The sequence below is a fragment of the Microbacterium sp. zg.Y909 genome, assembly GCF_024626565.1.
The window spans coordinates 20,063-32,139 of record NZ_JANJFJ010000013.1; the positions used below are offsets into that span (position 1 = coordinate 20,063).

Genomic DNA, 12,077 nt, shown 5'->3' on the forward strand with positions numbered 1-12,077 from the left:
ACCATGACACCGATCCAGACCGCGCTGGCGCGGCTGCGCCAGGCCGACGCGCCCTTGATGGATGCCGCCGGTGACCCCGTCGCCCGCGAGGTCGATGCCGCCGGCATCCGCTTCGTCGCACTCGGCGGTGGCCTGGAGCAGCGCTGGCACCAGGCCTGGCGGGAGCTGCGCGGCTGCATCGCCCCCATCGGCGACAGTGCGCCGCTGCTGCACGAGGGCGGCGTCTACCACGGTGCGTGGCTGGAGAGCACGGCCACGATCAACGCCGAGATGCTCGACCGCTTCGCCCCGTCGGTGACCCGCGCCACGCACCTCGCCTTCGCCGAGGCGCAGCGCTCCGACGGGTTGCTGCCGTACAAGATCACCGCCGACGGCCCGGCGTTCACCCAGATCCAGACCGTCACGCCGCTCGCGCGGTGCGTGTGGAACCACTACCTGCTCACCGGCCGTGACCTCGACTATCTCGCCCGCATGCACGAGGCGATGGCGCGAAACGACGCATGGCTGGCCGCCCACCGCGACACCCGCGGCACCGGCGGCGTCGAGGCGTTCTGCACCTACGACACCGGCCACGATCTGTCCCCGCGCTTCTGGCACATGCCCGAGCGCTGTCATCGAGGGGATGCCGCGACGTTCGACCCCGGCGTGCCGCTGCTGCCCCTGGTGGCCCCCGACCTCACCGCCAACGCCGCCTGTCAGCGGGAGTATCTGGCACTCATCGCCGCAGAGCTCGGTGAGGACGCCGCGCCCTGGCGCGAGAGGGCGGCCGCCTCACGGGCCGCGCTGCACGAGCAGTGCGCGGTGGGCGGCATGTTCTACGACCGCGCTGCGGACGGGGCGCATGTGAGGGTCGACTCCGATGTGCTGCTGCGGGTGCTCGCGTGCGAGATCGGTGACGACGACGACTTCGCCGCGGCGCTCGAGGACCACCTCATGAACACGCGCCGGTTCCTGTCGCTGGCAGGGTTCACCTCGATATCGATGGACGATCCGCGCTTCGACGGCGACCACACCCGCAACTCGTGGGCGGGACCGGTGAACGCGCTGACGCTGCTGCGCGCCGCGCACGCCTTCGAGCACCACGGCCGCGTCGCCGAACTCGCGCTGACGCACGCCCCGCTGCTGGCGGCGATGGCCGGACATGACCGGTTCGCGCAGTGCTACGACCCGACCACCGGCGACGCCGGCTACACCGAGGTGTATTCACCGTCGATCCTGTGGCTGCTGGACACGTTCGAGCGCGACGCCGGCATCCTCCCCCGCCCCGACGGCGAGGTCTGGCTGAGCGGGTTGACCCCGACACGGCTCGCCCACGGCCAGGCGCCCACGGCCACCGGCGCCGCGCGCACCGTGGCAGGGGTGCGCTACGAGCTCGTCGGAGACGACGAACGCATCGAGGTGCACCGCGGCGGCGTGCGGTGGCTGGATTTCCCCCGCGGCTGGCGGGTCGTGCTCGATGCCGACGGCGAGGTCGCGGCGGTCGTCGGGCTGGCGGCAGGGGAGGTGCGCGGCACCCTGCGCGTCGGGGATGACGAGATTCCCCTTGCCGTCACGCCGAACGAACGCGTGGCGCTGGCCGGCGGTCGCGTCGGCGCCCGCACGGCACCGGGCTTCACTCCGCCCCGGTTCTGAGCGCGGCGCCGCCGGCCGTCGCCCCGGGTGCGGTGCTCCCCTGTCGCATGTTGTCGCTTCACGGCCCGAACAGCGACATATTGCGACAGGCGAGCAGCCGCCGGAGAGCCGCGGGCTCAGCCGCGCAGGTGCTCGCGCAGCACGGCGGAGAGCCCGGCGCGCTCATCGCACGCGTCGAAACGGAAGGATGCCGCGAGTTCGCGCGCCCGCTCGGGGTCAACGCCGCGGAACCGGTCGGCGAACTCCTCGGCGAGCGGCTCGGCGAAGAGGATGTGCCGCACGAGCACCGCGATGTGCGGCTGACGCCCCCACGGATACGGGCGGTAGTCGGGGAACTCGCGGTCGAACATCGCGTCGATGGGGTCGAGCACGTCGCGGACGCCGGCATCCGACCCGCCCCACGAGTCCACGCCCAGGCGTCGCTTCTTCTCCACGACCTCGCCGACGAGCTCGAGGTACGCGCTGTCCGCGTGTGCCGAGACGAGGCCCTGCAGTCCGATGTCCTTGTAGGTCCACAACGCCCAGCTGGCGCCGTGCTCGCGGTAGATCTCCAGCTGATCGCGCAGCAGCTGCAGGCGCCACGCGTCCTGGGAGCGGTCGGCGGAGTACACCGGGCCGAACTCGCCGATCCAGATGGGCGTGCCGGTGCGGCGCATGTACTCGGTGCGGCGCAGAAACGTCTCCTCGACCACGGCGCGGTCGAAGTACTCGCCGCGCGTGACGCCCGGGTACGCCGTCGCGCTCGTGATGCCCGGCAGCGCGTAGTCGTGGGCCGTGTAGACGGTGTTGGCCATGGGTTCGGTGCGGCTGTCGAGGAACGAGAAGTCCGTGGAGTACCGGTTGCCGTCGAGGAAGAGGATGTGGCGGGGGTCGATCGCGCGAATGGCGCCCTCGAGCCGCTCGTAGAATGCCGGCAGAGCTTCGCCGGTCGGATCGCTCGGCTCGTTTATCGGGTTGAACCCCGCGACCTCGGGGCGGTTCTTGTAGCGGTCCGCGAGGGCTTCCCACAGGTGCACGACGCGGTCCTGAAAATGACGCTGGTTCCAGAACTCGGCGATGTGAGTCGGGTTGTCGCTGTGCCAGTGCTGGTTCTGTCGTCCGGGGAGCGCGTGCAGGTCGAGGATCGAGTAGATGCCGTGCTCGCCGAGCAGGCGCACGACGCGGTCGAGCCGCGCGAAGCCCTCCTCCTTCAGCTCGAAGGGCGCCCGGTCGTCTTCGAAGTGGCGGTAGTTGAAGGGGATGCGGACGCTGTTGATGCCGAGGGATGCCAGGTGTGCGGCATCCGCCTCGTCGAAGAAGTCGCGGGAGAACGCGTCGAAGAACGCGTCGTACGCCTCGCTTCCCATGCGGTCGCGCAGGAGCCGGCGCATCGTGCCCTCGTCGCCGGGGTAGCCGGTGATGAAGTTCTCCATGTTCATCCAGCCGCCGAGCCCCACCCCGGCCAGCCGCACGGGCGTGCCGGCGGGGTCGACGAGGTCGGCTCCGGAAACGGAGAGGAAATCGAGAGTGGTCACGGCGCTCCTTCGGGTCGTGTGCGGGTCCAGACTACAAGAAACCGCTTTCACGGGCGCTGGCAATGCGGGCAGGGGTACGACGGGCGGCGGAGACGTGGTGTGGGGAAACCGCTTTCACCCTCTTAGGATGGTGCTGAACCGTGGCGACGACGCCCGTGTGCAGGAGGGGAGCCCGATGGCCAAGACAGGCGCGACGACGATCGCCGACGTGGCCAACCACGCGGGGGTGTCGCCGGCGACGGTGTCTCGCGTGATGAATGGCCGCTTTCTGGGGGAACCCGAGGTGGGTGAGCGGGTACGCGCGTCGGCCGCGCAATTGAACTATTCCCCCAACCATCTGGCGCGCAGCTTCGCGCTCGGAAAGACCAAGGCGATCGCCTTCCTCGTGCCCGACCTCGCCAATCCTGCCTTCCAGACGGTGCTGGCGGGGTTGAGCAAGGCGGCCGCCACCGACGGCTACCGCGTGCTCGTGGCGGACTCGGCCGAATCCGCGGCCGACGAGCCCGTGCTCGCCGCCGAGGTGCGCAGCCGCTGCGACGCCATCGTGCTGTGCGCGCCGCGCATGAGCGAGGACGATCTCGAGCGGACGACGGCGACACTGGGCCCCGTGGTGCTGATGAACCGTTCGAGTCCCCGGGTGACCGCGCCCACCCTGTCGGTGGATTCGCGAGCCGGGTTCGAACTGATCGCGCAGCATCTGTATGCACTGGGGCACCGCCGGCTGGTGTACGTCGCGGGCCCCGAGGGCGTCGCGAACGCCAACCGCATCAAAGGGCTCGGCGACTTCGCCGAGACGGTGGGCGACGTCACGATCATCCACGTCGCCGGGGGTGCGGGCAGCGAAGACGGGCTCGCGGCCGTGGAGGCTGTGGCGTCCTCGGGTGCGACGGCGGCGCTCGCCTTCAACGACCTCGTCGCGGTGGGGCTCGTGCACGGGCTCGTGGAGCGCGGCATCCGGGTGCCCGACGATGTGTCCGTCACCGGTTTCGACGACATCCCGTTCGCGCGGTTCCTGTCGCCGTCGCTGACGACCGCCTCGGTGCCGCACGACGTACTCGGCACGCTCGCGTGGGCGCGCATGCAGGCACTCATGGCCGGGATGCCACCCGAGCACAACGTCGTCTTCCAGCCGCGCCTGGAGGTGCGGCGCTCGACCGCCCCTCCCCCCGCTGCCGAGTGAGTATTCGCGGTCTCGAGTGAGTATTCGCGGTCGCTCGCTAGAGCCGGTGCGAATGCTCACTCGCCGCGTCGAATACTCACTCGGCGGGGAATGCAAGCCCTATACGGGTGGATGCCGCGGCACCTAGCGTGGCCGGCATGGACCAGGACCGCGACAACGCACAGGAACCCATCGACGAGAACGCGCCGCTCGGCGGGGACGAAGGCACCGAGAACCAGCTCCAGGCCGACAACCCGGCCGAGGAGGAGACGCTCAAGACCCTCGATCCCGACAGCCCGGCGTCCTGACGGCGACGACGCGACAGGGCCCGACCGGAGCGAACTCCGACCGGGCCCTGAACCGACGTCGACTCAGAAGTCGAAGTCGCCGATGTTCTCCGCATCGAACACGAACGGGTCGCCGAGCAGAACGCCGCCGTCTGGCCCCACCTCGAACGAGCCCAGCTTGCCCGCCTCGAACGTGTCTCCCTCCTCACCGGCGATCTCACCGGAGATCAGCGCCTGCGTGGCGAACGCCGCCAGGTAGCCGAGGTCGGCCGGGTTCCACAGTGCGAAGGCGGTCACGGTTCCGTCCTCGACGTACTCGCGCATCTGGTTCGGCGTACCGAGGCCGGTCAGCGCCACCTTGCCCTTGAACTCCGATGTCGACAGGTACCGCGCCGCAGCGGCGATGCCCACGGTGGTCGGCGACACGATGCCCTTCAGCTCGGGGTATGTCTGCAGCAGCGCCGCCGTGCGGTCGAACGACGTCTGGTCGTCGTCGTCACCGTAGACGACCTGCACCAGTTCGATATCGGGGTGGCTGGCGGCCAGCTCCTCCTCCATCAGCTCGATCCAGGCGTTCTGGTTGGTCGCGTTGGCCGAGGCGGAGAGGATCGCGATCTGCCCCGATCCGCCGATCTGCTCCGCGATCAGGTCCACCTGCACCTGCGCGATCCCGTCGGAGGTGGCCTGGTTGATGAACAGGTCACGGCAATCGGGGTTGGTGTCCGAGTCGAAGGTGACCACCTTGACGCCGGCCGAGCGTGCCTCGTCGAGCGCGTCGCAGATCGCCTCGGGGTCGTTCGCCGAGACGATGAGCCCGCCGACACCCTGCTGCGCCGCGGTCTGGATGTAGCTGACCTGCGACGTGGGCGATGCCTCGCTGGGCCCGACCTCCTCGAAGGTGCCGCCGAACTCCCCCGATGCCTCCTCGGCTCCACCCGTCGAGGTGTCGAAGTACGGGTTGCCGAGGTTCTTCGGCAGCATCGTGATCGAGATCTCGGCATCCTCGTCGCCGCCGTCACCGCCTCCGGTGCCACCGCCTCCACCGGAGCATCCTGCGGCGGCGAGCGTGACGCCCAGGGCGAGGGCGGCGGCGATTCCTGCGCGCCGCGTGCGCTTCATTGCGAACATCTGTGTTTCCTTCCGTGGTGCGAGGTTCTCGCGGGTGTGTTCAGGTGCGTGGTCGTGGAGGGAGGGCTCGGGCGGATGCCACGTTGCGCGCGCGTCACCCGTGCGGGTCGCGAGCCGGGTCGGCCGCAGGTGCGCGCAGAGGATCGGCCGCAACGCCGCGAGCCGCGCCGCGAGCGGGGTCGGCCGCAACACCGCCCGCCGTGCCGCCCGCAACGGCACGTTCCGCAGCCCGCAGCCCGCGCCGTCGCCCGACCGCGGCGGTGCGGCGCGCGTGCGCCCAACCCAGAACGCTGGCCGAGACGACCGAGACGATCAGCAGCACGCCGGTGATGACGTTGATGATGTCGCTGGTGACGCCGGCGAGGCGCAGCGCACTGCCGAGGGTCCCGATCAGCAGCACGCCGGCTATGACGCCGTGGAGGGCCCCGCGCCCGCCGAAGATCGACACCCCGCCCAGCAGCACGGCGGCGATGATCTGCAGCTCCATCCCCATCGCGTTGTCGCCGCGCGCGTTGGAGTACAGCAGCGTGAAGTACACGCCAGCGAAGCCCGACACGGTACCCGACATCACGAACAGCACGAACTTCGCCCGCCCGACGTCGATACCCGAGAAGTGGGCCGCCTCCTTGTTGAGACCGATGGCGTAGAGCGACCGGCCGAACGGCGTGAAGTGCAGCAGCACCGCGAAGGCGATGGCCAGCACGATGAAGGGCACCATGATCCCGGGGATCGGTGTGCCGGGGATGTTGGCTTTGGCGAGGTCGCTCCATTCCTCGGGGAAGTCCGTGACGGCCGTCGTACCCAAGAGCCCCACGGCGATGCCACGGAACAGCGCCAGCGTGCCGATCGTGACGGCGAGCGACGGCAGTCCGACGACGGTGACGAGGAACCCGTTCAGCGCTCCCGCGATCGCCCCGACGATGATCGCGAGCACCGCCGCAAGCGCGAACGGCACGCCGCCCTGAGTGAGGATGCCGGTCATCACGCTGGCGAGCCCGACGACGGATGCCACCGACAGGTCGATCTCCTCGGTGATGATGATGAGCGTCATCGGCAGCGCGATGAGCAGGATCGGCGCGACGTCCCGCAGCAGATAGGTGACCGTCAGCGGGCTGTCGAAGTTGCGCACCGTCAGCAGGGCGACGACGACGACGACGAGCAGGATGCCGATGATCGCCGACTCGCGCGTGAGCACCACGCGGCGCCACGCCGGGCGGGCGTGCGGGGCGTACAGCCGCACGGGGACGGTCTCGGTCGCGACGGTCATCGGGCCTCCTCCCGTTGGGCGACGAGCCTTCGGTGCTGACGCACCGCGAGCACGCGATCGAGCACGATCGACCCGATGATGAGCACGCCGACGACGGCGCGCTGCCAGAAATCGTCGATGCCGAGGATCGGCAGCGCCCGGTTGATCGTCAGCAGCAGGAACGCCCCGATCGCCGCGCCCCACACCGTGCCGACGCCGCCCGAGATCGCGACGCCGCCGATGACGGCCGCGCCGATCGCCTGCAGCTCCCACCCAGTGCCCGCGGCCGAGCTGACCGTGCCGTACCGCGCGGCGTAGAGCACACCCGCGAGCCCCGACAGCGCACCCGACACCACGAACGCCGTGATGATCCGGCTGCTGACCTTCAAGCCGTAGAGGTGCGCGGCCGACGGGTCCGAGCCGATGGCGTAGAACTCGCGCCCACCCCGGGTGTTGCGCAGGTACCACGCCGCCGCGATCAGCACGATCACGGCGATGACGGTGAGCACCGGGATCCCGATCAGCTGCTGGGTGCCCAGGCCGCGGAAGTCCCGCGGCAGGTCCGACGCGTTGATGCGGTCCGACCCCGTCCACGCGACGTTGAGGCCACGGTAGACGTACATCGTGCCGAGGGTGATCACGAGCGCCGGCACCTTGGCCCACGCGACGAGCACCCCGTTGATCGCGCCGAGCAGCCCGCCGAGCAGGATGCCGCCGAAGAAGACCGCGATCATCGGGATGCCTGGGATGTCGATGAAGAGCCGCCCAGTGAGATAGGCGGTGAGCCCGACGATCGAGCCGACCGACAGGTCGACGCTGCGGGTGATGATGACGAAGGCCTGGCCGACGGCCACGAGCAGCAGCAGCGACGGGGTCAGCAGCAGGTCGCGGAATCCGTCTCCCGAGAAGACGAAGCCTGGGTTGGCGGTGGTCGCCGCCACGATGACGATGATGAGCGCCAGCGCGATGCCGGTCTCGCGGGCGCGGGCGACGCGGCGCACCACGGCGACGGCGGTGTCTCCAGCGGATGCCGGGCGGGTCACAGTCGCGCTCATGCCGCTTCCTCCGCACCGGCATCCGACGTCGCCGCGAACATGATCGCCTCGGGTGTCGCCTCGGAGCGGGAGAACTCCCCCGTGAGCCGCCCCTCCCTCATGACGAGGACTCGGTCGGCCACCCCGAGCACCTCCGGCAACTCGGACGAGATCATGAGGATCGCGATCCCCTGCTGCGCGAGTTCGCTGAGCAGCCGGTGCACCTCGGCCTTGGTGCCGACATCGATGCCACGTGTGGGCTCGTCGACGATCAGCACGGTCGGCTCGGTGGCGAGCCACTTGCTGAGCACCACCTTCTGCTGGTTGCCGCCCGAGAGCGTGCCGGCCTCGGTGTCCAGCGCTGCGGCCTTCACTTCGAGGCGGCTCGCCCAGAGCTTGGCGGCCCGGTTCTCCGCGCCCGTCCAGATGAGACCCCAGCGCGCCAGGCGCGAGCGGATGGCGAGGGTGATGTTGCGCGAGACGCTGTCGTCGAGCACGAGGCCCTGCCTACGGCGGTCCTCGGGCACCAGCGCGAGGCCGCGGGCGATCGCAACGCGCGGGTTCGCCCTGGGAAGAGCGGCGCCGTGCAGCACAACCGATCCGCTGTCGTACGCGTCGACGCCGAAGACGGCGCGGGCGACCTCGCTGCGCCCGGCACCCACGAGGCCGGCCAGCCCCACGATCTCGCCCGCGCGCAGGTGAAAGGAGACGTCGCGGAACACGCCGGCGCGGGTGACGCCGCGCACGTCCAGCACGACCTCACCCACCTCGGTGGGGAACTTCGGGAAGAGGTCGGTGACGTCGCGGCCGACCATCTGACGGACGAGCTCGTCGACCGTGGTGTCGGCAATGGCCGTGGTGTCGACGTACGAGCCGTCGCGCATGACGGTGACGGTGTCGCACAGGGCGAAGACCTCGTCGAAGCGGTGCGAGATGAACAGCAGCGCCCTGCCCTCGTCGCGCAGGCTCCGCGCCACCGCGAACAGCCGCTCGACCTCGACGCCCGACAAGGCGGCGGTCGGCTCGTCCATGATGAGCACCCTGGCATCCAACGAGATGGCCTTGGCGATCTCGATGATCTGCTGGTCGGCGATCGACAGACCCTCGGTGACACGGTCGGGGTCGAGCGAGACGCCGAGCCGCGCGAAGAGCCGCTCGGTCTCGTCCCGCATCGCCTTGCGGTCGATACGCCCGAGGCGGGTGACGGGCTGGCGGCCCATGAAGATGTTCTCGGTGACGGAGAGGTCGGGGAAGAGCGTCGGCTCCTGGTAGATCACGGCGATGCCGGCCGCTTTGGACTGCGCCGTACTGGCGAAGTCGACGGGCTCGCCTGTGAGCAGGAAGTCACCCGAGTCGCGCCGGTAGAGCCCCGCAATGATCTTCACGAGCGTGGACTTGCCGGCGCCGTTCTCGCCGATGAGGGCGTGGATCGAGCCGAAGTCCAGCGTGAGGCTGCCTGAACGCAGCGCCACCACTGCGCCGAACGACTTCACCACTCGCCGCAGGACGAGAGCGTGGTGATCCGTCTGGGCGGCTTCGGATGCCATGGCGATCCTCTCCATCGAGGTTGCGGGGTCCGGAATTCCTGAATCGATTCAGGGGCGTTCAGGCTACTGTATGAACCTCAGGGCACCGGGGTCAAGAGGCGTCGGACCGGTGACCGAATCGTGACCCCGACGACGGAGTGGGAGGACGCGATGCCGGTGAGCATCCGCGACGTGGCGCTGCGCGCGGGCGTGTCGGTGGGCACCGTCTCAAACGTCCTCAACCGTCCCGGCGAAGTGTCCGCCGAGTCGGTGGAACGGGTGACCCAGGCGATCGAGGACCTCGGGTACGTGCGCAACGACGCGGCCCGCAAACTCCGGGCAGGCGTCAGCACGACGGTGGGGTTCGTCGTGCTCGACGGGCAGAACCCGTTCTACACCGACGTCGTTCGGGGGGCCGAAGACGAGGCCACGCGCCATGGAATCGCGATCCTCTACGGCAACACCGACGAGGATCCCGCGCGGGAGAAGGTCTACCTCGATCTCTTTCAGGAGCAGCAGGTGCGTGGCCTCCTGATCGCCCCCTACGGCGACATCACCGCACGCCTGCAGCGGCTGCGCTCCGGCGGCATCCCGGCCGTGCTCGTCGATCGCTTCAGCGCCGACGGGCGGTTCTCGTCGGTGTCTGTCGACAGCGTCGCGGGCGGCCGGCTGGCCGTCGAGCACCTCATCGCGGGCGGGCGGCGGCGCATCGCTTTCGTCGGCGGGCCGTTCGACATGCGTCAGGTCAACGACCGGCTCGCCGGCGCCCGCGCGGCCTCCGACAACGCCGGGGTACGGGTGGGTCTGGAAGTCATCCCGACGTCCGGCATGACCGTCGAGGAGGGGGTCGCCGCCGGCGCCCGGGTGCTGGCGCGACCGCGTCGAGAGTGGCCCGACGCCCTCTTCGCGGCGAACGATCTGCTCGCGCTCGGGCTGTTGCAGTCGCTCGTGGTCGACGGGCGCGCCGTGGTGCCGGGCGACATCGCGCTGATCGGGTTCGACGACATCCCGTTCGCCGCCGCAGCGGCGGTGCCGCTGTCATCGATCCGGCAGCCCAGCCGCATCATCGGGCGCACCGCGCTGCGCGTGCTGCTCGAGGAGGCCGCCGACCCCGAGAGTGTGCCCAGGCAGACGGTGTTCCCGCCCGAGCTTGTCGTGCGGGCGTCCACGGCGGGACGCTGAGCGCCGCGCGGCCGCGCGGCCGCGGGCACCGAATACTCACTCGACGCCGCGAATACTCACTCGGGCGCGCGAATACTCACTCGCGAGCGCGCGGGTCAGGCCTCGCGGGTGATCGTCACCTGCACGTGCAGGTCGCTCGTCAGCGCGCCGGCGTAGACGCCGCGCAGCGGGGGGACGTCATTGTAATCACGCCCGCGGCCGACCAGCACGTGCCGCTCGCCGATGTCGACGTTGTTGGTCGGGTCGAACCCGTGCCAGTCGCCCGCGAACCACTCCACCCACGCGTGGGACTCCCCAACCACGGCGACGCCCACCTCGGCATCGGGGTCGGGGTGCAGGTAACCCGAGACGTAGCGGGCGGGGATCCCCACCGCCCGCAGCGCGCCGAGGGTGATGTGGGCCATGTCCTGGCACACCCCCGAGCGCTTCTCCCACGACTCCGCTGCGGTGGAGTGAACGCCCGTGCTCCCGTAGACGTATTCGACGGCGTCGCCCACGGCCACCGCGATCGCGCGGGCGGCCTGCCCGGGGTTGTCGTGCTCCTGCACGATCGTGCGGGCCAGCTCCAGCACCTCTGGGTGAGGTGCGGTGCGCGGCGTCTGCGCGAGCATCTCCACGGTCGTGATCGACCGCTGGGCCTCGACGGCGAGGTCCTCCCAGGCCGTGTCGGAGTTCTCCATCGGCCGCGGACGCACCTCGACCAGCGAGCGGGCGGTGATGCCGAGAGCGGTGTGACCCGAGAGCACGTCGAACGATGCGACGCGCGTGCCGAAGTAGTCGACGTACTGGTTGACGCTCGTCGACGGCTCGATGTCGAGCGACGAGCTCAGCACGAACTGGTTCTCGGTCGACACCGGCAGCATGCGCGCCTCGTTGTACGACGCCGACACCTCTCCCGGGTACGCGAATCCGGTGGTGTGCTCGATCCGCAGGCGCATCATGAGATCTCTCCGATCCAGCTCGGCTCGGCCTGCGTCGGGAAGAACCGCTGGCGGATGGCCTCGGACGCTTCGCGGGTGACCGTCTGCACCCGCTCCATGTGCTCGGGCAGCTCACCGAGGATGTCGGTGATCGGGCTGTACTCGAGGTCGTTGCGGATGCGGCCGAGCGCCCGCAGCACCGCGTTGGAGTGGCCGACCCGGTCGGCGCGGGGGTCGATCGCGCTCATGCACTCCTCGGCCCGCTGGATCGAGTAGATGATCGACCGCGGGAACAGCCGGTCCAGCAGCAGGAACTCCGCCGCGTTGCGGGAGCTCGGCATGCCGCGGTAGGTGCGCACGTACGCCTCGTACGCGCCGCACGAGCGCAGGATGGTCGTCCACGACGGTCCGGATGCCTCGGTCAGCGACCGCGTCGCGAGCATGCGGGC

General features: G+C 70.2%; 11 protein-coding genes. 4 read left to right on the top strand and 7 right to left on the bottom strand.

Annotation, left to right across the window (positions count from 1 at the left end):
- The first annotated feature begins 3 nt into the window (after positions 1-3).
- Positions 4-1,632 carry an MGH1-like glycoside hydrolase domain-containing protein gene (locus tag NQ160_RS02460; RefSeq protein ID WP_257513654.1) on the top strand — a complete coding sequence of 543 codons (1,629 nt, stop codon included), beginning with the start codon at positions 4-6 and terminating at the stop codon, positions 1,630-1,632.
- A gap of 116 nt (positions 1,633-1,748) precedes the next feature.
- Here NQ160_RS02460 and NQ160_RS02465 read toward each other — a convergent pair whose 3' ends face one another.
- Entirely contained in the window at positions 1,749-3,146 is a 1,398-nt protein-coding gene (locus tag NQ160_RS02465) for a glycoside hydrolase family 5 protein (RefSeq protein WP_257513655.1), read from the bottom strand.
- A gap of 127 nt (positions 3,147-3,273) precedes the next feature.
- Between NQ160_RS02465 and NQ160_RS02470 the strand changes: the two genes are divergently transcribed.
- Positions 3,274-4,326, top strand: coding sequence for a LacI family DNA-binding transcriptional regulator (locus NQ160_RS02470; RefSeq protein WP_306852296.1), 1,053 nt, complete (start codon positions 3,274-3,276; stop codon positions 4,324-4,326).
- A gap of 137 nt (positions 4,327-4,463) precedes the next feature.
- A complete protein-coding gene (locus NQ160_RS02475) occupies positions 4,464-4,613 on the top strand; it encodes a hypothetical protein (protein ID WP_257513656.1) in 150 nt (49 codons plus the stop codon).
- Positions 4,614-4,676: 63 nt separating this feature from the next.
- Here the strand turns inward: NQ160_RS02475 and rhaS are convergent, their stop codons facing one another.
- The 4 genes from rhaS to NQ160_RS02495 form a co-directional block, all read right to left on the bottom strand.
- The gene (rhaS, locus tag NQ160_RS02480) at positions 4,677-5,720 is read right to left on the bottom strand and encodes a rhamnose ABC transporter substrate-binding protein (RefSeq protein WP_257513657.1); all 1,044 of its coding nucleotides are present in this window, start codon (positions 5,718-5,720) and stop codon (positions 4,677-4,679) included.
- Between the two features lie 94 nt (positions 5,721-5,814).
- On the bottom strand, positions 5,815-6,987 hold the full coding sequence (locus NQ160_RS02485) for an ABC transporter permease (RefSeq protein WP_257513658.1): 1,173 nt from the start codon (positions 6,985-6,987) through the stop codon (positions 5,815-5,817).
- The gene (locus NQ160_RS02490; RefSeq protein WP_257513659.1) at positions 6,984-8,021 is read right to left on the bottom strand and encodes an ABC transporter permease; all 1,038 of its coding nucleotides are present in this window, start codon (positions 8,019-8,021) and stop codon (positions 6,984-6,986) included. The genes NQ160_RS02485 and NQ160_RS02490 overlap by 4 nt, the downstream gene beginning before the upstream one ends.
- Positions 8,018-9,547: a sugar ABC transporter ATP-binding protein gene (locus tag NQ160_RS02495; protein ID WP_257513660.1), complete on the bottom strand. Its 1,530-nt coding sequence runs from the start codon at positions 9,545-9,547 to the stop codon at positions 8,018-8,020. Before NQ160_RS02495 ends, NQ160_RS02490 begins: the two co-directional genes overlap by 4 nt.
- 150 nt (positions 9,548-9,697) lie before the next feature.
- On the opposite strand from NQ160_RS02495, the gene NQ160_RS02500 reads away from it, so the two are divergent.
- On the top strand, positions 9,698-10,708 hold the full coding sequence (locus NQ160_RS02500; RefSeq protein ID WP_257513664.1) for a LacI family DNA-binding transcriptional regulator: 1,011 nt from the start codon (positions 9,698-9,700) through the stop codon (positions 10,706-10,708).
- 95 nt (positions 10,709-10,803) lie between these two features.
- Here the strand turns inward: NQ160_RS02500 and NQ160_RS02505 are convergent, their stop codons facing one another.
- On the bottom strand, positions 10,804-11,649 hold the full coding sequence (locus tag NQ160_RS02505) for a transglutaminase family protein (RefSeq protein ID WP_257513661.1): 846 nt from the start codon (positions 11,647-11,649) through the stop codon (positions 10,804-10,806).
- Positions 11,646-12,077 (bottom strand): alpha-E domain-containing protein (locus NQ160_RS02510; RefSeq protein WP_257513662.1); only part of this gene is annotated, 432 nt, incomplete at its 5' end. The genes NQ160_RS02505 and NQ160_RS02510, both read right to left, overlap by 4 nt.